Here is a 20,296-nt window from a genome sequence, read left to right as displayed (position 1 = left end):
TCCGAATAGATGGCTGCAAAACGCTTCTTGTTAGATCTTGATTTTGCTTGCAAAAATCGGGGTGTCCATAGATGTTAACCAAATAGATAAGATCGAATATCAGTAACTCTTATAAGAAAAAGTAATATAGAAAGCACAGAATTGTGTGAAAAATGTCACTTTGAAGGATGGTAATTCAACACCATGAACACCATCTAGTTCGTGTTTCAAAGCCCAAATATCACACGCAGAAATGACGTATCAGCACCTAGCCTGCTACCTTTTCAAACAATTCATAGTCAATCAAGATAGGCACTGTTAGATTATCCACCGACAAAGCAACAAAAGACATTAGGGACTATGGATAAAAATAAACATCGTATTGTTCAACTCACCAACTCATCCGTCGAGCAAGCATTTGAGAAAGAAGCCGAGTTAATCGGCAAAATTCAGTCAGGTGATTTGAGTGAATGCTTGCTCCTTTGGCAAACATCCACTCAAACGGTCGTTTTTCCAGCCAGTAATAAATGGCAAAACACACCGGAATTACTGACTCAACTTAAGTTGGATAATTGGCACATCGTTTCTCGACGCACAGGTGGTGCCCCTGTGCCTCAGGTAGCTGGGGTTATTAACTTATCCCATATATACCTCTGGACGTCAGAAGACCCTTACTCAATTCAAGATGGCTACCAAAAGCTGTGTAATAACCTACAAAAGTTTTTAAATCGATATGGTTTAACCGCGCAAATACACGCTACGCCCTATTCATACTGCGATGGTGATTACAATATGAATATTGAAGAACGAAAATTAGTAGGAACGGCACAACGAATCATCACTGCAAAAAGCACACATAAAGTCATCCTCGCGCAAGCTTGCATACTCGTTAACGCGTCCCTTGAACAACTGATTAAGCCCATCAATTTGAGTAATAAAATGAATCAGATCGATGATCCAATCAAAGCAGACGCCCATACCTGTTTAGCGGATCACCTTGATCCCCTACCAAGTATTCAAGAACTCTATCAAGGTCTCATTCAAGCGTTTGTCTATAAATAGCTACGTTGGTGATAAGGCATGATCGATTGCTCAACTCATCACAAGAATATTTATACGGAAACTTACGCGATCAAAAGATTGATGAGTCATCTAAGCAATTCAGTTAGGTGAAAGCACAGAATTCATATTGAAAAAAAAGCCCTAGCAAGTACTAACCTGCTAGGGCTTATTTTATATGGTGGGCCTGCCCCGACTTGAACGGGGGACCTGCCGATTATGAGTCGGATGCTCTAACCAACTGAGCTACAGGCCCGAAAAGCGAAACGAATTATAGCGACAAGCGATCTTGATGCCAAGCTGGTTATGACAATTTTGTAAGTTAATTCACACCATTAGACAAAAAGTCCCTTTCAACTCAATGAGGCGCTGACGATGCTCGGACTACGGCCCCTGGTGCGACGCCCATGATTCTTTTGAAAGTGCGACGAAAAGCCGCTTCGCTCTGATAACCCAATTCATCACTTAAAATGGCGAGATTTTTATCACCGCTCTTCAATCTTTGTGCTGCCACACGCATACGCCATAAGGTCAGATAAGCCATGGGGGTCATGGCCAGAGTTTCTCGAAACAATCGACTAAAACTGGATCGAGACATACCGGCCAATGCCGCCAATTCATGTACCTGCCAAGCCTGATGTGGTTGTTCATGCATCGCGACAATAGCACGAGCCAACTTGGTATCACTTAAACCTGCCAATAACCCTGATGGTATACGATTAGTTTGCATGAAGAGTCGTAACAATTGCACTAATAAGGCTTCGGCCAATCGCTCCAACACGACTTGCGAACCACATCTGGCCTGAGTGAATTCTTGTATCAAAATGCAATGCAGAGGTTGGAGTTGCTGTCCTATGGTTTCGCTCTCAGTGACTTTTACCCAATGCAAACCATCATCCAACAAAGGGTTTAAAGCTTTGCTGGCAAAGTCGTATTCGCAGATTAATAGTTGTGAAGCTTGCTTATTTAATGATGCCATTAGGCTAAAGCTCATACCTGATGCGAGCCAAACGCCCTCCCCCTGACAAAGCGCTAATCGCTTGCCATGCGGATCCGTTAAGCGAAGCTCCCCCGACAGACAATAAAGCCAGTAACAAGCCCCGCTTTTCAATGCCAATGGTTGTTCTGAAGGTTGAGCAAACACCCCTGTAACCGCGGTCGTTCTAGGCCGAAAAGCACTTAATACGGAAGACAATCTGTCCATAATACACACTCATTATAAATACGATCTGCAACATTTATGATATTTTAAGACACCCATCGTATCATTCATTCTTCTATGATGTCTCCATTGTTAAATCATCAACAAGAGGATGAATGATGTCTACACTGACCACAAACGTATTGAAACCAAGGCAAGCCACGCCAGAACTCAATCTCGACACGTTACAAGGTAAATGGAGCCTTACCGACCAAACACCAGACTATTTTACGATGGTGGTGGTTTATCGAGGTCTGCATTGCCCAATCTGCAAAACCTATTTGAGAGAACTCAGTCGTTTATTGGAAGACTTTCAAGCCAAAGGTGTGAACGTATTAGCAGTCAGTTCAGATACGAAAGAACGTGCTCAACAAGCTTCAACAGAATGGGACATTGAAAACCTACCCTTAGCGTACGGCTTAACGGCAGAGCAGTCTCAAAATTGGGGATTACATCGCAGTGCAGGCCGAGGTCTCACCAGTATTGGTATTGAAGAGCCAGCAGAGTTTACCGAACCAGGGTTATTCTTAGTGCGTCCAGATGGCACATTATATTGGAGTAACATCAGCACCATGCCGTTTGCTCGCCCGCATTTTAAAGAAGTGCTTGGTGCGATTGATTTTGCCATTAATAAAGATTACCCAGCACGCGGTGAATTGGTGTAATTCTTGTAGAAAAATACAACAATAGCCAGACGCGCAGCTGGCTATTGTTTGTTCCGTCACTCACCAACTAATTCAACTCAGCAGAGAGCCTAGTTTGAGCCTCTCGTACCACCTTCCCTAGTAAAACAATAATGATGCTACCAGCCAATACTGGCGTCAGCAGAAACAGCCAACTTTGTCCTGATAACATGATAAGTATCGGGTTGGCACCAGCTGGCGGATGAGTGGTTTTAGTAAACAGCATGCTTGTCACACCGAGACCACTTGCTAAGGCCAATTGCCAAACACCCACGCCAACGTATTGAACAAAAAAGACACCAATAAAGGCGGTTATCAAGTGCCCGAAAATCACATTTTTGGCTTGCGCCAGCGGGCTTTTAGGCAGACCAAACACCAACACGGCGGTTGCGCCAAAGGGGGCCATCAAAAGTGTTGCATCCCAAACACTATGATCAAAATACGCCAGACACAGGATGCCGGTAAAGGCACCGATACCCGCTAAAAGCGAGGCTAAAAAATGCTTCATTAAATTTCTCCTCATAAGTAGACCGATCTGTCTACTTATGAATGATAGACAAATCGGTCTACCTTTGTCAATATGGCATTAAGGAGACAGATTATGAACACCAAACGTCAGTTACTGATCAATACTGCATTGGAGCTTTTTTACCAACAGGGCATTCATGTTATCGGCATTAATGAGGTTTTAAAGCAATCTGGTGTCGCTAAGAAGACCCTTTATCATCATTTCGACAGCAAAGACGCCTTGATTTTAGCCGCACTGCAACAACGCCATGAGGTGTTTTACCAGTGGTTAGAAAGTAAGCTTAATCAAGCAGACTCGGATGAGAGTATGATAGAAGCACTCTTTTATGCTTTGGAGTCTTGGGTAAGCGGAAAAGAATCCGTTCTTGGGCATTTTCGTGGCTGTTTTTTTGTCAACAGTGCCGTGGAGTTCAGCGCGGCAGATAGCCAAATTGCGCAATACTGCCAGTATCATAAAGCGCAAGTGAAAAAATTAATTGGTCAAGGTTTGCAAAAGCAGTCGATTTATTTACTCGACATGGTTTGCTTATTAAAAGAGGGGTTTATCAGTCAATCTCATGTAAACCAACAGGCGGCAGATGCGCAAGCTTGCATTAACACGGCAAAGCTTGCACTGAAGGCTTCGTCAGAGTGAGATTGGCACCTTATCAGCAAAACAAAACACGCTTCAATTCAAAGAGACTTAACCATAATGTGCTGAGGGCCTGATGGACCACCTTCGTATAAGGTTTGAGTGTCTTTGAAGCCCGCCTTTTCATAACAAGCCTTAGCGGCTATGTTGAGGCAGTTCACGGTTAAAAAAATGCGTTTATATCGAGGGTATGCTTCTTCAAGATGATCATCTAGGGCGCGTAAAGCCTGACCAGCAAAACCTTTACCTTGATAAGCTTGATCAATAAAGAATTTTCTCAACCCAAGGTCATGACTGTCGGCAAAATCATGGGATTGGCTGAACACAGTATCGACTATAAAAAAGCCAACAATGTCTTCTTGATCACAGATGATGTAGGGGCGAACTTGCGCATTGGCCAGCGCCAAACTATCGGTCATTGGTCCCACAAACCTTTGTTGATCTGGCAACACGTTGAGATCAATGACTCGACCCACATGCTTAGTGGTCATCTTTTCAATATGAATCAAAGAGCTATTCCTCTATTTTATATTCCCTTATGTCTTGTTTTATGAGCTCTATTTCTGTCTCTCACAGGTAAAAATATAACGCTATTTAAAGACATCGAAAAGTCAATTTTATGACGAACACTTTGTTATGGGTTAAATCGATGCGGAAGGCTCAAAAGAGGCAATGCCTTTGTTAAAAAAGTGTCGATAAAGCTGATAAAAACGCGTCACGTGAACCGGCTTTTCCCCTTTGTACTGATGCAAAAAATAAAAGTGCCAGCTTCGGCCTCTTAGCTCAGGCAGCACCCTCACTAGATCATCTTTGTTCAGATGCGTTTGCACGAGAAACTCAGGCAGCAAAGCAACTCCCATGTCATTCAATACAGCTTCTAACGCTGTTGTTAGTGTGTTGACCTTAGCACTGTGTGGTACAGCAACGCGCTGCTCATGACGATAGTCATCGGAAAAAATCTGCAATTTCTCACGATGCCAAGCCGTCCCTATGTACTTATGTTCTGACAAATTCTCGATGGACGTCACGGCACCATATTGTTTCAGATAGCGTGGTGAGGCACAGAACACCTCAGAGACTGTACCTATAGATAAGGCACGATAATCGCAATTTTTGATGTCCCCCCCGAAAATGGCGGCATCCAAATTGTGCTCTATCAAGTCTTGCCATTTCTCAGTCACCACCACTTCTGGGGTTAATTTGGGAAACTCCAAACACAGTTGCTTTAAGGCTGGTATGACAATGCCTTTTTCAAAAAAAGGCGGCACAGAGACTTTAAAATGCCCGCTAGGCTGGTCTTTTTCACTGTCCAGTTCCGTCAAAGTTAAACTGATTTGCTCGCTCAATAGTTCGCTGCGTGCCAGTAAGCTCTCGCCTGCCGACGTTAAGACAACGCCTCTGGTATTGCGGATTAACAACTGATGACCGATCGATTCTTCTAGACGCTTGATCTGCTGGCTAATGGCCGATTTGCTCATGCCTAGCTTTTTCGCCGCGGCGGTAAAAGAACGTTTGTTTGCCACTTCGACAAAAATTAACAGCAAGGGAGCCAATTTCACAGTGTTCATATATTTAAACAACACGTTAATTTAATGGGTATTGTCTACTATCTTTTACAAACCTAAGCTGTGTCAACACAATACAGTAAGGAGATAACACCATGCCAAATTATGTCATTGTTGACCTAACCCCATTAAATAAAGAAAAACTCGCAGAATACAGTGCTCTTGCCGCACAAACCTTTACACCCTTCAACGGCCATTTCATAGCCAAAGGTGAAACGGAATTATTAGATGGTGAAAAACCACATCCGATGAAAGCCGTGATTGAGTTTCCGGATAAAGACAGTGCGAGGAATTGGTATCACAGTGATGCTTACCAAGCCCTTATTCCGTTACGGGAACAAGGCATGGAATGCCACTTTCATTTAATTTAACTCGGCGTTTTCTGTTAAGTGAACAAACAAAGCCTCTAGACGGCACCCGTCTAGAGGCTTTACATCAACATATAAAGAGGTAAGCAGAATGATGAAAGTCACTTCAACCGATCTTCCCTTACAAAGTTCACTCTATCAACGAATGGCCGTCACGGACTTCCTTGACTGCTACTCAGTTGAAGCCAATCTTTCACCTCGCCAAGCTGCGAACATCATTACAGATTTTCCTGGGTGGGCTCAATTTCTGGTGAGTATACGCAACCTAGTGACCATACCATTTGGATTGTTAAAAGAAGGTCCTGAAGTGGAAGATAAGGTTGGTTTTTTTCCGGTTGAATCAGACACACCAACGGAGCTGATCGCCGGCTTCAACGACAAGCATTTGGACTTTCGAGTCTCCGTTATGGCATTAGATGGCCGTATTTTCTTAGCGACGTGGGTTCACCCCAATAACCGCTTAGGACAACTGTATTTAAAAACCATTCTGCCCTTTCATATACTGATCGTGCGTAATGCCTTGGCCCGCGTCAAAACAGCGAGCAAAATCCCCACCATTTAGACAACAAAGCAGCGTGCCGCTTTAGAGAACAATCACGATTCCGCTCGATAACATAATATTGCCCCCTAGAACTCATGATGATCTGAATTTTCCTGATCATGACCAAGTTTCATGACTTTTCCTCTGTCTTTATGGTTGAATGGCGCCAATAAAATTTAGACCGATGAAAAACAGTAATGAGCGATTTAACTAAACGAAAATTAACCCTACTCGATGGCGGCATCGGCCGCGAACTGAAGCGCATTGGCGCGCCCTTTTCACAACCGCTGTGGAGCGCACAAGCATTATTAGAAGCGCCTCATTATGTTACCCTAGCACATGAGAACTTTATTCAAGCGGGTGCCGAGATCATCACAGTCAACAGCTATGCCTGTGTGCCGTTTCACCTTGGTGAATCAGGTTATCAACAGCAAGGGGGCGAGCTTGCGCGACAAGCGGCCATCATTGCCAGAGACGTCGCAAACAAAGCGTCTCATCCAGTCCAAGTGGCAGGTTCACTGCCACCACCTCTTGGTTCTTACCGACCAGACTTATTTGAACAACAGCAAGCCTTGGATATTTTAACAACGCTGTTTACGGCACAAGATGAGCATGTGGACTTATGGCTTGCCGAAACCATTGCCAGTATTGAAGAAGCTCATGCTGTTGCTAACGTGCTAAAGGATTCCACAAAACCTTGTTATTACGCCTTCACTTTGAATGATGAACTGGGAGAAACAGCAAGATTGCGTTCTGGGGAATCCGTCTCTGCTGCAATAGACGCTATGCTGACCCAAACAAACCAGACCAAAGCCCTGCAAATAAAAGACAGTGACGGCATTTTCTTTAATTGTTCCGTACCGGAAGTCATGGAACAAGCCATACGCGTTACCACCAGCTTGCTAGAAAAGTACGAGAGCCCCTTAAACATAGGCGCTTACGCTAACAGTTTTGTCCCTATAACACAGGGCCATGAGGCCAATTTAACAACACAAGGGGCTCGTCATCTGTCGCCAGAAGAATACCTTGTCTTCGCAAAAAAGTGGCAGGAACTCGGGGCAAATATCATCGGCGGTTGCTGTGGTATTGAACCCAGCCACATTCAAGCTCTGGCGGAATGGAAAAACAATTTATAAGGCGCGTTGTTTTAAAGATTGCAAACAAAGTAATAAACTGAAAATTAAAATAAGGCTAAATGGCTTTAATAAAAACCTTTAGCCTCCTCCCTCAGATATTGAATCAATGTCTGCATTTTTTTTGGCAAATGTCCGAAAGGGTATTGAAGATGAACAGGTAACGCTTTGCCTTTCCATTCAGGCAAACAAGAGACAAACACCTCAGGATGACGCTTTATATGCTTATCGGCAAAGTAATGAGGCAACAAGCCGACCCCCTTACCCTGAATAATCGCTTCAGCATGTAAAATATATTGATCAACGGTAAGACGTGACTGCGGTAAATCAATCGATATATCACCCTCAGTTTTATGCTCTAAAGTGATATTGTTTTGCTCATTTTTTAGAGTATCAACCCACGCATAATGATTCAGCTCTGTTGGATGGTTTATCATACCCTTGCGTTCCAAATATTTTGAACTGGCATACAAACCTTGGCTTAGACTGCCTATCTGCTCAGATCGCAATTGATCATTAACAGGCTCTCCAACCCACACACATATATCGTTACTTTTTGTTTCTTGGAACAATTGATTGCCAGTACGAACTTCTATATTAACTTGAGGAAACTCATCTAAAAAATCAAACATTAACCCTGAAAACCACCCTCGTACCAAGGTGGTATGCACATATACTATTAATGACCCGCTAATCTCATCTTTTAATTCTTCGACCGCTTTATAACCTTCATCAGCCATTTTAAGTATATTTTTAGCATAAGGTAAAAACTTAATACCGGCTTCATTAGCAAAAAGTCGGTTAGCTTGACGGCGTAATAGCGGCTGACTTAATGCTTGTTCGAGATGACTAATACGGCGACTAAGAGTGGATTTTGATACTCCAAGTTTTTGAGCACTTTCTTTCAAATTTCCTGTTTCCATTACGGAAATAAACGTTCTAACTTCGTTCAGGTCATACATTCATTTTCCCCTAATTAAATCTCTTAAACATCAATAAGAATGACATCTCATTTTCACCCTAGCACTCACGAAGGTGATTCCTTTTTCCCAGTGTTGCAAAAAAGGGAACAGAACGTGCCAACACAGAAAGCTCATATTGATAGATAATACAAATGATAAGCATTCTTAATACCTTTTTAAGACTAAATCATTCTAAATAAGTTCAATCTTAACTGTGGAGATACTGTTCATAATGACCTCTTCGACTCGCCATTATAAACTGACTACCTTAGCCGCTCTAATCAGCACCGCAACGTATTCTGCAACACTATTAGCAGAGGAAAGCACCGTCGACCTAGACAGATTAGTGGTGACGGCTTCGGGACACGAGCAACAGATTACCGATGCGCCAGCTTCCATAACCGTAATCACTCAACAAGAACTTGAAAAGAAAGCCTATCGGGATGTTACCGACGCCTTAAAAGATGTGCCTGGTGTGATGGTAACGGGCGGAGGTTCAACAGAAGAAATATCTATGCGTGGTATGAGTGGAAAATATACCCTAATACTGGTCGATGGAAAACGCCAAGGCTCTCGTGAAACAAGACCAAATAGTGATGGTCCAGGTATCGAACAAGGCTGGACACCGCCATTATCTGTCATTGAACGCATCGAGGTCATTCGCGGCCCCATGTCTTCTTTATATGGCTCTGACGCACTTGGTGGTGTCATCAATATCATCACTAAAAAAGTACAAGATAAGTGGGGCGGCGAACTGTCTTTAAGCACCACAACCCAAGATAACTCGACGTCAGGTGACAGCCAACAAGCAGACTTAACCTTAAGCGGACCTTTAGTAAAAAACAAACTCGGTTTACAACTCTACGGACAGGTTTCACAGCGAGACGAAGATGAAATTGTCGACGGTTATGCTGATCAAGACATTAAAAATGCTACGGCAAAATTGTCATGGGCTGTTTCCGAAAACCAACAATTGACCTTTGAAGCGGGTAAAGAAGAGCAATCCCGTTATCGTAATCCTGGTTATTCTGTTTCTGCTGATGGAAGTGTATCGGAGCAAGATTATGACCGAGAGCACTACGCCATTACGCATTCAGCAAGAGCAAATGATAACAGCATTGAAACCTATTTAATCCATGAAGAAATTGATAACCCTAGTCGTGATATGAATTATCAAAACACGGTACTAAATAACCAAACAGTACTCCCATTCGATTCTCATGTACTTACTCTAGGTGGTCAATATGATTATCAAAAACTAAAAGATGAAGGTAATGAAGCTGGTAATGGTATAGACGAGTTAACACGCTGGAACGCATCACTGTTTGCAGAGGATGAATATTTTATTACTGACAATCTTTCGATTACTGGTGGCTTACGCTACAACGAAGATGAAAACTATGGCTCCAATATATCACCACGTTTGTACAGTAACTGGTCATTCGCTCAAGACTGGACACTAAAAGGTGGAATAAGTACTGGCTACCGTTCACCAGATCTTCGTCAAGGTAGCGAGGGTTGGGGACAAATATCTGGCCGCGGCTCAGCACTTATTTTGGGTAATTCTGATTTAAAACCAGAAGAAAGTACCAGCCATGAAATTGGGCTTTACTGGGATAATCAGCGCAGCACACAAATCAGCACAACGTTATTTCATACAGATTATAAAGATAAAATTACAGAACAGCGTATTTGCGATACTGCAGCTGGAGATTCCAGTTGCTCGTACTCAGGTAACTCTTACACCTTCATCAGTGAACGAACTAATGTAGATCGAGTAGAAATGCAAGGGATTGAATTCACTTTATCTCATGAATTCTCGGACTTTATCAATGTCGTGGGGAACTATACTTATACAGAATCAGAGCAAAAAACGGGTAGTTTTTCTGGCGAACCACTAAACCGTCTGCCAAAACATATGGCCAATGCGACACTTAACTGGGATATAACCCCCAAACTTACTTCTTGGACTCGTATAAACTACCGTGGAGAATCAAGCGAAGGTTTAAACCGTACTTCAATGCAGGAAGCAATTCCTTCCTACACCTTTGTGGATACAGGCATCAGCTATAACATCAATGATGCCATTTCTGTTTATGCTGGTGTGTATAACTTGTTTGATAAAAAAGTAGATATCGACACTTATGACACCGTATTAGATGGTCGTCGCTATAACGCTAAAGTAAAAATGGCTTTCTAGTTTATATTCCTCTTTCTAATTTCCCTTTGTGCTATCTGCACACAAAGACCGCAACGTAACTTGCGGTTTTTTTTTGCTAAAAAATTAAACTTCAGACATTAAAAAACCACGACTCAAACGAGAATCGTGGTTTTTATTTAGATCATCAGCAAAAATTAGTTTTGGTTGATGAAGTAGTTAATCACATACGCAGGAAGATCTGCTGCAGGCACGACGACTTGTTCCATCGTGTCGCGGTCACGAACCGTTACAGGTGCGCCTTCTTTTTCGATTGAGTCAAAGTCAACGGTTACACAAATTGGCGTACCCACTTCATCATGACGACGGTAGCCTTTACCCACGTTACCAGTATTTTCATAAAGAATACGACCCAAGCCTAATTTTTGCAGCTTGTTCTTCAGCTCTTTCGCCAACGCTACAATTTCAGGCTTATTCTTCTTCAGCGGCAAAATAGCGACTTTGATCGGCGCTAGATGCGGTTTGAATTTAAGCACAGTACGAGTCGAACCGTTTTCTAACTCTTCTTCAGTGTAAGCTTCCGTCATCACCGCCAATAAACCACGATCTAGACCCGCTGAAGGCTCGATGCAGAATGGTACTTCCCACTTATTGGCTTCCAAATCACGAACCGCCAATTTCGCAGTAGAGTGTTCGTTCTTCTTCACTTTCGCAGAAAGACCGAACTCGTCTTGTGCTTTGGTGTGCGAACCTAGGTCATAGTCCGTACGGTTTGCCACCCCTTCTAATTCTTCAAAACCATGTGGAAACTTGTACAAGATATCCACAGTCGATTTCGAATAGTGTGCCAAATCATCACCCGTTACGTATTCAAACTGGATGTTCTCTTCTGTTAGACCTTGATCCAACCACCACTGCTTACGAGTTTCTACCCAGAATTCGTGCCATTTTTCATCTTCACCTGGCTTACAGAAAAATTCCAATTCCATTTGTTCGAACTCGCGAACACGGAAGATGAAATTACGTGGTGTAATTTCGTTACGGAAGGATTTACCGATCTGCGCAATCCCAAATGGCAACGCACGTGACGTCGAATCCACCACGTTTTTGAAGTTTGTGAAGATACCTTGTGCCGTTTCAGGGCGCAGGTAAGTGTAAGACTCTTCGTTCACCATAGGGCCGACATTGGTTTTAAACATCAAGTTAAAATCACGAGGCTCTGTGACATCAGAAGAACCACAGTTGTCACACACTTTGATGTCTTTCATGTGGTCAGCACGCATGCGTGATTTACACTCATGACAATCCACCATAGGATCGGTGAACGTGTCTTCATGGCCCGAGTACTTGTAGACGTGTTTGTTTTGGATAATCGCCGCGTCCAAACCTTCTACGTCATCTCGCTCATAAACCATAGAACGCCACCAGGCCGCTTTTAGGTTGTTTTTCAATTCAATACCTAACGGACCGTAATCGTAAGCGCCCTGCATACCACCGTAGATTTCACTGCCTTGGAAAATAAATCCGCGACGTTTACAAAGGGAGACGAGTTCATCCATCGTTTTAGCTGGCATTTCTAAACACACCTTAAGCAATATTCGTTAAATAATAGACACTCAAGCATTAAGCGAGCGTCAAAGAAGAGTAATAGCCGCCCATTGTACTCTTTGACCGTAATTCGCTCAATGCCGATGTAAAGTCGATTAAAGGAATGTAAAATCTTGGTTGTATGAGTTATATAACTGGAAATTGAACGCACAATAGGATAGAAATACACCTTATTTGCACATTTATATCATAAGGCAGTCTTAATGATGCGAACTTCCGCTTCACCTTATACTTTTATCCTAGGCGCGATGGGGCTCATTCCCTTTTTATGTGCGACGTATCTAAGCTGGACCAATCAAACCTTTTTCGATCGCTCGGGCTTATATTTGTTCATTACATATGGCGCTATTATCTTAAGTTTTTTATCTGGTACTTTGTGGGGGCAGTTTGTTCATCGCGAGTCTAGCCCATTAAGCATTTATCTACTTATCTCCAGTAATGTTGTTGCTGTCGCTGCCTGGTTCTCTTTGTTGCTGGACATTCAAGTTTTGTCAATCGCGTTGTTGTTCCTAGGATTCATTAGCACCTTTTGGGGCGAAGCCAGATTCGCCAGACAAAACCATTCTGAAAACTCACCTTATCTGACTATGCGTTTTGTGCTAACGCTGATCGTCTGCGTGTTGCATCTATTGGTTTTTTACCCAAGTTACTAATCTAATTTTCGTTTTCCTGCGTAATAAGTTGTGAGGCCGAAAACAGCGGCCTCCCCCTGCAAGGAGACAAGATGTTAACAATATTCTATGATGGCAAATGCCCTTTATGTGCCGCCGAAATGAAGAGCTTGGCTAAGTTCGACACAAACAGCCAGCTTATTCTAGAAGACTTACACGGCGATGACTTCCAACAACGCTTTCCTCATATAGATCCCATCGCGGCGGACCAAGTGCTACACGGCCAACTTGATGATGGCCGTATCATTAAAGGCTTAGATGTGACTTGTACCGCATGGAAACTGGTTAATAAGCACCCATGGTTGCAATTATTAAGATGGCCAGTGATTCGTTTTTTGGCCGATAAAGCCTATCTATTTTTTGCCCGTTATCGTCACCCTATTTCCGCTTTTATAAGTGGTAAAAAGCGCTGTGAAAGCTGTCACACAGATCGTTGTGATCTTTAAAAAGGAACGTTTCCATGTCAGATTTTCACGCTTTAGTAATCGGTGCCAGCAGTGCAATAGGTCAAGCCATCATCCAAACCTTAGAGCAAGACCCAAGATGCAGCGGCATCACGGCAGTATCTCGATCAGACAATAGTCATCGAAACTCGGACAAAGTCCACTTTGTGGTATGCGATTACCAACAAGAAAGCATTGAACAGGTGTGCCAAGAACTGATGCCTTGGCAAGGCAAAATTCATAAGGTCTTCATCTGTAATGGCATACTGCACGACAAAACGATGCAACCAGAAAGAAAAATAGAGAGTGTGAATGCTGCTCAAATGGCCGCTAGCTTTCAAGCCAACAGCATCACCCCCATGTTGTGGCTAAAATCACTTTTACCTGTTTTAAAAGGCACATCCGCGACGCAAGTGGCGGTTTTTAGTGCTCGTGTTGGCAGCATTTCTGACAATAAAATGGGCGGTTGGTACAGTTATCGCGCCTCCAAAGCGGCGCTGAACATGCTGATTCAAACCTCCGCGGTTGAATACGCCAGACGCGCGAAAAACGTCAAGTTAATCGCTTTTCACCCAGGCACGACGGACACACCTTTATCGCAACCGTTTCAGCGTTCCGTGCCAGAAGGCAAACTTTTTACAACACACTTTGTCGCGCAACAATTGCTCAATTTAATGAATAACATTCCCATGGATAATCAAGCGGCCTATAGGGATTGGAATCATCAACCAGTCGACTGGTAAGGTCATACCATGTCTAAACTGAGAAAAAGGCGTGGCTGTTCATTGCTCGCAGAAGGCGATCTATGCACCATGCCACGGCCTTGTGAAGCCGGCCAATCATCGCCTTTCATCAAGGCAACGTCGCCAACACTTAGGCGATTAATACGACCTTGATTCAATAAACCAGAGTTGTGATCTTTGGCGTCACCGCCTCGCCCTAATCGTTTTCGTAGCACATGAGCTTCGTGTAACCATTCACTGCCTGCTCCGGCATAAGTGGTAATCAAACGACAGGGAATTTTGTCTACATGAAAACGTGGGCACATGGCTTTTGATAATACATCCAAACGTAGTCCGACCTCTTGCTGGTCAAACAGACAAGCAAACATTTCCATCAATAAGGTCACATCTTCAATGAAAACCTGTTTGCCTTTCGACTCTGGCAGAAGTCTCCCTAATAAATTCGCTGCCAGCTGTGGCTTTTGTTGCCCTTTAAAGCAGAAATGCGGCGCCTTGGCCATTAGATTCTGTGCATATTCAAAGGCTTCATCCAAAGGTCGTTGCCATACTGCCATACCAATTTGCCGGTGATAAATATCCCCTAACACTTCTTTATGCGCTGACTTCACCACACTCAAAGACATGGGTTCAGATAAGATGGCAGTTGATTGCTCCTCTTGTTTTTCACCTTGGTCATGAGGAATGCTATTGCTCTCAATCGTCAACTCGGCTTCAGATATTGGAATACAGGCTTGCATGGATAGACTTCCTTTATGAATACATCACAAAAGAAATGTTATATCATAACAAAGTAGAATTAAAGCACTATTAAACTGCCCAACACCGTATCAAGCAACACCGATCTCGGCGTCACTCAACACAATGTACCAAGTCTTTATTGTAATAATGGATCGTCTTTAGGTAGGTTTTTCTGTATCCACAAAGCCAATTTATGCTTCATGTTTGGCAGGTCTTCTTTATCTGCAGGTAAGGCGACGATTAATTTATCCAACACTAGCAGTCGGTAAATTGCTTCTACTTTTTCATTAGCCGACATTGTTGCCGAGAAACCAGCATAACCACGCTTCAGAGCATATTTTTCTCCAACTTGAATGGCTTTTTTGCTCAGCGCGGCCTCATTTTTCATTTTTTTCATTTGGCGTATCCTCTTTTTCTGCTGGTAATGGTGTTGCATCAGATTGTCGACACTTACTGAGTAAGCGGATGAAGTACAACTGTCGACATATAAACACAAAACCCTGTAAAACCAATAGAGTATTGTGAAAAAACCAGCATTTCATCCACAAACAAAGCCCTAAGAGAAAGAGCAAAAACACAATAAAAACCAAATATTGTCGACAATATAGCTTGATAAATGGCAAAAACACGACTATAAAGAAACACATTGTCAACAATTAAGACGTTTTACCTATGAGCCAAATCGTTCCGATAAAGTCTGCCACACTGTCTGAAGACATCGCCCAACAATTGATCAATGCCATTGTGACAGGTGACATTCCCCAGGGAAGCAAGATCTCAGAACCAGAACTGGCGAAACGATATGGCATTTCCCGTGGGCCATTACGTGAAGCCATCGTCAAGTTAGAAGGATTGGGCTTGGTTACGCGCACCGCCAACGTAGGCGCTCGGGTCATTGAACTCAATTTAGCAGACATGCTAGATACGTTTACCATACGCGAGGCATTAGAAGGGATGGCCGCTAGATTAGCCGCCAGTCATATGCCAACAGCAGAAGTAGACAGCTTGTATGCACTGCTCGATAAACATCAAGCTTTCTTAGATGATAATCAAGATGAACATTACGCCCAACAGGGCGGCAATGATGACTTTCACTTACGCATTATACAGGCCAGTGGTAGCCAGAAACTTATCCGTTTATTAAGCCACGAATTGTATGCCGTAATCCGCATGTATCGTCATCACACAGCCGACCAACGTAGCGACCCGCGTCAAGCGTTACGAGAACACAAAGCCATTCTCGATGCGATTGCCAATCAAGAAGGTGATTTAGCCGAACTGCTAATGCGTCGCCATATCAGCCGAGCTTGCCGATTATTACAACAAGCCATGGAGCAATCCACTCACTCAACCCAGTAAACAATAAAAAGGAAAACACCATGAGCCGACTCTCTGCTGGAGCCAAATTTCGACAGGCCGTGACGGACCATTCGCCATTACAAGTAGTGGGCACCGTCAACGCATACTGCGCCATGATGGCTGAACAAACTGGCCACCATGCCATTTACCTTTCTGGAGGCGGTGTCGCTAACGCTTCTTATGGTCTACCGGATTTAGGGATAACGGATTTGCACGACGTTTTGGAAGATGTTCGTCGAATTACCGCGGCCTCAGAGCTGCCATTACTGGTCGACATCGACACCGGATTTGGCGGTGCATTTAACATTGCTCGTACCATAGAGCAAATGGAAAAAGCTGGTGCGGCGGCGGTTCATATTGAAGACCAAGTTCAACAAAAACGCTGTGGTCACAGACCAAACAAAGCCATTGTGAGCCAAGCCGAAATGGTTGATCGCATCAAGGCCTGTGTTGACGCTCGCAGCGATGACAACTTTGTCGTAATGGCGAGAACTGACGCTTTGGCTGTCGAAGGCATGGAGTCTGCCATTGAGCGCGCCATCGCTTGCGTCGAAGCAGGGGCTGACATGATATTCCCGGAAGCCATGTTGACCCTAGAACAGTATCAAGAGTTTGTCAGTGCCGTTAACGTCCCAGTGCTCGCCAACATTACGGAATTTGGTGCTACACCGCTATTTAGCAAGGAACAGCTGGCCAGCGCAGGCGTCGATCTGGTGCTGTACCCACTAAGCGCCTTTCGAGCTATGAATAAAGCCGCGCTGAATGTGTATCAGCATTTATTACAAGATGGTCATCAGCAAGCCGTGATTGATCAAATGCAAACTCGTAACGAACTCTATGAGTTCCTTAACTATCACGATTATGAGGACAAGTTGGACCAACTTTTCGCAGAAAAGTAATGACACTGTTATCACCATTAAAAACAAACCAATAAAAAACAAAACGCTAGACACGATTCTCAGATAACACCGGCTCATTCATGGAATGCAGCTTGGTCAAAATAAAAAAGGAGATAGGCAATGGCAAAGGTACTAACAGGCGCAGGATTAAGAGGTCAAAGCGCTGGTGAAACCGCACTCTGTACTGTCGGTAAAGCGGCGGCAGGGCTCACTTATCGTGGCTATGACATTGATGTATTAGCCGATAAAGCCAGCTTTGAAGAAGTCGCGTATTTATTACTTTATGGCAAGTTACCCAATGCTTCAGAGTTACACGCTTACCAGCAACAATTGATTGCTTTACGGCCCTTACCAGATGCCTTAAAAGCCGTACTTGAGCTGGTCCCGAAAGACGCTCACCCCATGGATGTGATGCGCACAGGTTGCTCGTTTCTGGGTAACCTTGAACCAGAACGGACATTAGAAGAACAGCAAACAACGGCCGATCGTTTAGTCGCTACCCTACCCGCTATGGTGTTGTACTGGTATCGTTTTTCACACGATGGTGTACGCATTGATACTCATAATTCCCATGAGCCCTCTTTGGCGGGACATTTCTTAACCATGCTGCACGATGATACCCCAGCCCCTTTGCACACTCAGGTGATGAATGCGTCGCTGATTCTGTATGCAGAACACGAATTCAATGCCTCAACCTTTACCGCTCGAGTATGTGCTTCTACCTTATCGGATATGCATTCTTGTATTACTGGCGGCATAGGCAGTTTACGAGGCCCCTTACATGGCGGTGCCAATGAAGCCGCGATGGACATGATCGATGATTGGCAAACACCTGATGAAGCGGAAACCGCTTTATTAAAGATGCTCGCTAATAAAGACAAGATCATGGGCTTTGGACACGCCATTTACAGCGAACGCGACCCCCGTAATGACATCATAAAAAAATGGTCAAAACAGTTAAGCGACGCCGTCGGCGACACATACCTTTATGCGGTATCAGAACGCTGTGAAGACGTCATGTGGCGGGAAAAGAAACTCTTCTGTAATGCGGATTTCTTCCACGCCAGCGCGTACCGCTTTATGCAAATCCCGACCAAACTGTTCACCCCAATTTTTGTCTGCTCTCGCGTCACCGGTTGGGCAGCACATGTCATGGAACAAAGAGCCAACAATCGTATTATTCGACCAAGTGCCGACTACACAGGACCTGATCACGCTGAGTGGATCAATCTAGAAGATCGCCCATAAAGAATACATTTTGAAAATAAGGATAAGATATGAGTGCTAACGTCGATTTAAACAATCGCCCAGATTATGACAAAGTGATTCAAGACATCGCTGACTATGTGCTGAACTACCAAGTCAGCAGTCAAGAAGCCCTAGATACGGCTCGTAATTGTCTGATGGACACCTTGGGCTGTGGCTTATTGGCATTACGGTTCCCTGAATGTACTAAGCATCTGGGACCCATTGTACAAGGCACTGTCGTCCCGAATGGTGCCCGTGTGCCAGGCACCTCATTACAACTAGACCCAGTCAAAGCGGCTTGGGACATAGGTTGTATCATTCGCTGGCTAGACTACAACGACACCTGGTTAGCCGCAGAATGGGGACACCCTTCAGACAATTTGGGAGGAATATTAGCAGTCGCAGACTTTATTTCTCAGCAAAAGGCTACGCAAGGAGAAGCCCCTCTTACCATGCGAGAAGTACTGGAAGCCATGGTGATGGCACACGAAATCCAAGGTGTTCTCGCATTAGAAAACTCGTTTAACCGAGTAGGCTTATGTCATGTATTGCTAGTTCGAGTAGCGTCCAGTGCCGTTGTCACAAAAATGATGGGCGGTAACCGTGAACAAATCATGGCAGCCATTTCGCAAGCTTGGGTTGATGGTTCTGCTCTGCGCACTTATCGCCATGCACCAAATGCAGGCTCTCGCAAATCTTGGGCCGCTGGCGATGCCACTTCTCGAGCGGTACGCCTGGCGGACATGTCAATGCGCGGCGAAATGGGCATTCCAAGCGTACTAACGGCCCCGCAATGGGGGTTTTATGATGTATCTTTTAGCAAAACAAACAAAGATCAAGCCATCAAGCCAGTTGAACAAAGACAGTTTTCACTCTCACAAGACTATGATGCCTATGTGATGGAAAACATTCTGTTTAAAATCGCCTTTCCTGCTGAGTTCCACGCTCAAACGGCGGCCGAAGCGGCTGTGACCTTGCACCCTGAAGTAAAAGATCGACTAGCTGACATTGAGAAAATCGTCATTCGCACCCATGAATCAGCCATTCGTATCATTTCCAAGGTAGGGCCACTTGCCAATGCGGCGGATCGTGACCACTGCTTACAGTACATGACAGCGGTACCCTTGGCGTTTGGCAACTTGATCGCTGAACATTATGAAGACGACTTCCATCAGACCAATCCCATTATTGATGAACTCCGAGATAAAATGGAGATTGTTGAAGACCCCCGTTTCAGCGAGGAATACCTTGAAGCGGATAAACGCTCCATTGCGAATGCGATCCAAGTGTTTTTCAAGGACGGCTCACACACAAACGAAGTGGTTGTGGAATACCCTATTGGTCATCGCCGCCGCCGTGCCGAAGGCATTCCCTTACTTGAGCAAAAATTCCAAAACAATTTAGCAACACGCTTCCCTAGCGATCGTTGCCAAACCATTTTCGCCCTTTGCAAGGATCAGCAATCCCTCGAAAGCACGCCAGTAAATCGCTTTATGGATTTATTTGTCATCTGATGTCACAGGCACCCTTTAGATAAGTAAAAGAGAACAAACCCTATTTGTTCTCTTTTACTGTCTTTTTTCTTCTCGCCTTCCCACTTTGTTGCTGGCACCCACAACTATCGTCAACAATTCGGTGTTATCTGTAAAGAACGCCCTTTAAATAATGTCCTTCTCCAGCTCCTCAATCTGCTTTCCAGAAAGCCACTCAATTATTAAAAATGACGCACCTAAAAGTTTAAAACAATTAACAAAATAACTTCTTAATAAAAAATATGAA

Annotated in this window: 22 protein-coding genes and 1 tRNA gene; 14 read left to right on the top strand and 9 right to left on the bottom strand. The window is 44.0% G+C overall.

What is annotated here, in order from left to right; translation table 11 throughout:
- The first annotated feature begins 339 nt into the window (after positions 1–339).
- Entirely contained in the window at positions 340–1,041 is a 702-nt protein-coding gene (locus tag ACHUFM_RS10205; RefSeq protein ID WP_394182009.1) for a lipoate--protein ligase family protein, read from the top strand.
- A gap of 176 nt (positions 1,042–1,217) precedes the next feature.
- Here the strand turns inward: ACHUFM_RS10205 and ACHUFM_RS10200 are convergent.
- Both ACHUFM_RS10200 and ACHUFM_RS10195 read right to left on the bottom strand, forming a co-directional pair.
- Positions 1,218–1,294, bottom strand: a tRNA-Ile gene (locus tag ACHUFM_RS10200).
- 102 nt (positions 1,295–1,396) lie between these two features.
- On the bottom strand, positions 1,397–2,242 hold the full coding sequence (locus tag ACHUFM_RS10195) for a helix-turn-helix domain-containing protein (RefSeq protein WP_394182007.1): 846 nt from the start codon (positions 2,240–2,242) through the stop codon (positions 1,397–1,399).
- Between the two features lie 113 nt (positions 2,243–2,355).
- Here ACHUFM_RS10195 and ACHUFM_RS10190 point away from each other — a divergent pair, with 113 nt between their 5' ends.
- Positions 2,356–2,904 (top strand): peroxiredoxin-like family protein, encoded by a 549-nt coding sequence (locus ACHUFM_RS10190; RefSeq protein WP_394182005.1) that lies wholly within the window; start codon positions 2,356–2,358, stop codon positions 2,902–2,904.
- A gap of 67 nt (positions 2,905–2,971) precedes the next feature.
- Here the strand turns inward: ACHUFM_RS10190 and ACHUFM_RS10185 are convergent, their stop codons facing one another.
- A complete protein-coding gene (locus ACHUFM_RS10185; RefSeq protein ID WP_394182003.1) occupies positions 2,972–3,430 on the bottom strand; it encodes an HPP family protein in 459 nt (152 codons plus the stop codon).
- Between the two features lie 93 nt (positions 3,431–3,523).
- On the opposite strand from ACHUFM_RS10185, the gene ACHUFM_RS10180 reads away from it, so the two are divergent.
- Positions 3,524–4,084, top strand: a complete 561-nt coding sequence (locus ACHUFM_RS10180) for a TetR/AcrR family transcriptional regulator (protein ID WP_394182001.1) — start codon at positions 3,524–3,526, stop codon at positions 4,082–4,084.
- Positions 4,085–4,122: 38 nt separating this feature from the next.
- Here the strand turns inward: ACHUFM_RS10180 and ACHUFM_RS10175 are convergent, their stop codons facing one another.
- Positions 4,123–4,590 carry a GNAT family N-acetyltransferase gene (locus ACHUFM_RS10175; RefSeq protein WP_063332586.1) on the bottom strand — a complete coding sequence of 156 codons (468 nt, stop codon included), beginning with the start codon at positions 4,588–4,590 and terminating at the stop codon, positions 4,123–4,125.
- A gap of 132 nt (positions 4,591–4,722) precedes the next feature.
- Positions 4,723–5,649, bottom strand: coding sequence for a LysR family transcriptional regulator (locus ACHUFM_RS10170; protein ID WP_394181999.1), 927 nt, complete (start codon positions 5,647–5,649; stop codon positions 4,723–4,725).
- A 92-nt stretch (positions 5,650–5,741) separates the two neighbouring features.
- On the opposite strand from ACHUFM_RS10170, the gene ACHUFM_RS10165 reads away from it, so the two are divergent.
- From ACHUFM_RS10165 to ACHUFM_RS10155, 3 genes are all read left to right on the top strand, one after another.
- Positions 5,742–6,017 carry a DUF1330 domain-containing protein gene (locus ACHUFM_RS10165; protein ID WP_394181997.1) on the top strand — a complete coding sequence of 92 codons (276 nt, stop codon included), beginning with the start codon at positions 5,742–5,744 and terminating at the stop codon, positions 6,015–6,017.
- 88 nt (positions 6,018–6,105) lie between these two features.
- A complete protein-coding gene (locus ACHUFM_RS10160; RefSeq protein WP_394181995.1) occupies positions 6,106–6,576 on the top strand; it encodes a DUF2867 domain-containing protein in 471 nt (156 codons plus the stop codon).
- A 176-nt stretch (positions 6,577–6,752) separates the two neighbouring features.
- Positions 6,753–7,691, top strand: coding sequence for a homocysteine S-methyltransferase family protein (locus tag ACHUFM_RS10155; protein ID WP_394181993.1), 939 nt, complete (start codon positions 6,753–6,755; stop codon positions 7,689–7,691).
- A gap of 65 nt (positions 7,692–7,756) precedes the next feature.
- Here the strand turns inward: ACHUFM_RS10155 and ACHUFM_RS10150 are convergent, their stop codons facing one another.
- Positions 7,757–8,650, bottom strand: a complete 894-nt coding sequence (locus tag ACHUFM_RS10150; protein ID WP_394181991.1) for a LysR family transcriptional regulator — start codon at positions 8,648–8,650, stop codon at positions 7,757–7,759.
- Positions 8,651–8,882: 232 nt separating this feature from the next.
- Between ACHUFM_RS10150 and ACHUFM_RS10145 the strand changes: the two genes are divergently transcribed.
- Entirely contained in the window at positions 8,883–10,850 is a 1,968-nt protein-coding gene (locus ACHUFM_RS10145) for a ligand-gated channel protein (protein WP_394181989.1), read from the top strand.
- Between the two features lie 155 nt (positions 10,851–11,005).
- Here ACHUFM_RS10145 and ACHUFM_RS10140 read toward each other — a convergent pair whose 3' ends face one another.
- Entirely contained in the window at positions 11,006–12,382 is a 1,377-nt protein-coding gene (locus ACHUFM_RS10140) for a glycine--tRNA ligase (RefSeq protein WP_394181987.1), read from the bottom strand.
- 237 nt (positions 12,383–12,619) lie between these two features.
- On the opposite strand from ACHUFM_RS10140, the gene ACHUFM_RS10135 reads away from it, so the two are divergent.
- The 3 genes from ACHUFM_RS10135 (at position 12,620) to ACHUFM_RS10125 (ending at position 14,273) form a co-directional block, all read left to right on the top strand.
- On the top strand, positions 12,620–13,069 hold the full coding sequence (locus tag ACHUFM_RS10135) for a DUF3429 domain-containing protein (protein ID WP_394181985.1): 450 nt from the start codon (positions 12,620–12,622) through the stop codon (positions 13,067–13,069).
- A 71-nt stretch (positions 13,070–13,140) separates the two neighbouring features.
- Positions 13,141–13,533 carry a thiol-disulfide oxidoreductase DCC family protein gene (locus ACHUFM_RS10130; protein ID WP_394181983.1) on the top strand — a complete coding sequence of 131 codons (393 nt, stop codon included), beginning with the start codon at positions 13,141–13,143 and terminating at the stop codon, positions 13,531–13,533.
- Positions 13,534–13,547: 14 nt separating this feature from the next.
- Positions 13,548–14,273, top strand: a complete 726-nt coding sequence (locus tag ACHUFM_RS10125) for an SDR family NAD(P)-dependent oxidoreductase (RefSeq protein ID WP_394181981.1) — start codon at positions 13,548–13,550, stop codon at positions 14,271–14,273.
- A gap of 2 nt (positions 14,274–14,275) precedes the next feature.
- On the opposite strand, the gene ACHUFM_RS10120 is transcribed toward ACHUFM_RS10125, so the two are convergent.
- Together ACHUFM_RS10120 and ACHUFM_RS10115 are read right to left on the bottom strand one after the other, a co-directional pair.
- The gene (locus ACHUFM_RS10120) at positions 14,276–15,010 is read right to left on the bottom strand and encodes a DUF1826 domain-containing protein (protein ID WP_394181979.1); all 735 of its coding nucleotides are present in this window, start codon (positions 15,008–15,010) and stop codon (positions 14,276–14,278) included.
- 137 nt (positions 15,011–15,147) lie between these two features.
- Positions 15,148–15,408, bottom strand: a complete 261-nt coding sequence (locus tag ACHUFM_RS10115) for a DUF5062 family protein (RefSeq protein WP_394181977.1) — start codon at positions 15,406–15,408, stop codon at positions 15,148–15,150.
- 275 nt (positions 15,409–15,683) lie between these two features.
- Between ACHUFM_RS10115 and ACHUFM_RS10110 the strand changes: the two genes are divergently transcribed.
- The 4 genes from ACHUFM_RS10110 (at position 15,684) to prpD (ending at position 20,031) form a co-directional block, all read left to right on the top strand.
- Positions 15,684–16,370, top strand: a complete 687-nt coding sequence (locus ACHUFM_RS10110; RefSeq protein WP_394181975.1) for a GntR family transcriptional regulator — start codon at positions 15,684–15,686, stop codon at positions 16,368–16,370.
- 20 nt (positions 16,371–16,390) lie between these two features.
- Positions 16,391–17,269, top strand: a complete 879-nt coding sequence (prpB, locus tag ACHUFM_RS10105) for a methylisocitrate lyase (protein ID WP_394181973.1) — start codon at positions 16,391–16,393, stop codon at positions 17,267–17,269.
- A 120-nt stretch (positions 17,270–17,389) separates the two neighbouring features.
- Positions 17,390–18,517 (top strand): bifunctional 2-methylcitrate synthase/citrate synthase, encoded by a 1,128-nt coding sequence (prpC, locus tag ACHUFM_RS10100; RefSeq protein ID WP_394181971.1) that lies wholly within the window; start codon positions 17,390–17,392, stop codon positions 18,515–18,517.
- A gap of 29 nt (positions 18,518–18,546) precedes the next feature.
- Complete coding sequence (gene prpD, locus ACHUFM_RS10095) at positions 18,547–20,031, top strand: 2-methylcitrate dehydratase (protein ID WP_394181969.1); 1,485 nt, start codon at positions 18,547–18,549, stop codon at positions 20,029–20,031.
- Positions 20,032–20,296 lie beyond the last annotated feature (265 nt).

Source organism: Marinomonas posidonica, from assembly GCF_043643765.1.
GTDB classification, from domain to species: Bacteria; Pseudomonadota; Gammaproteobacteria; order Pseudomonadales; family Marinomonadaceae; genus Marinomonas; species Marinomonas posidonica_A.
This window is presented reverse-complemented; position numbering and strand designations above follow the sequence as displayed.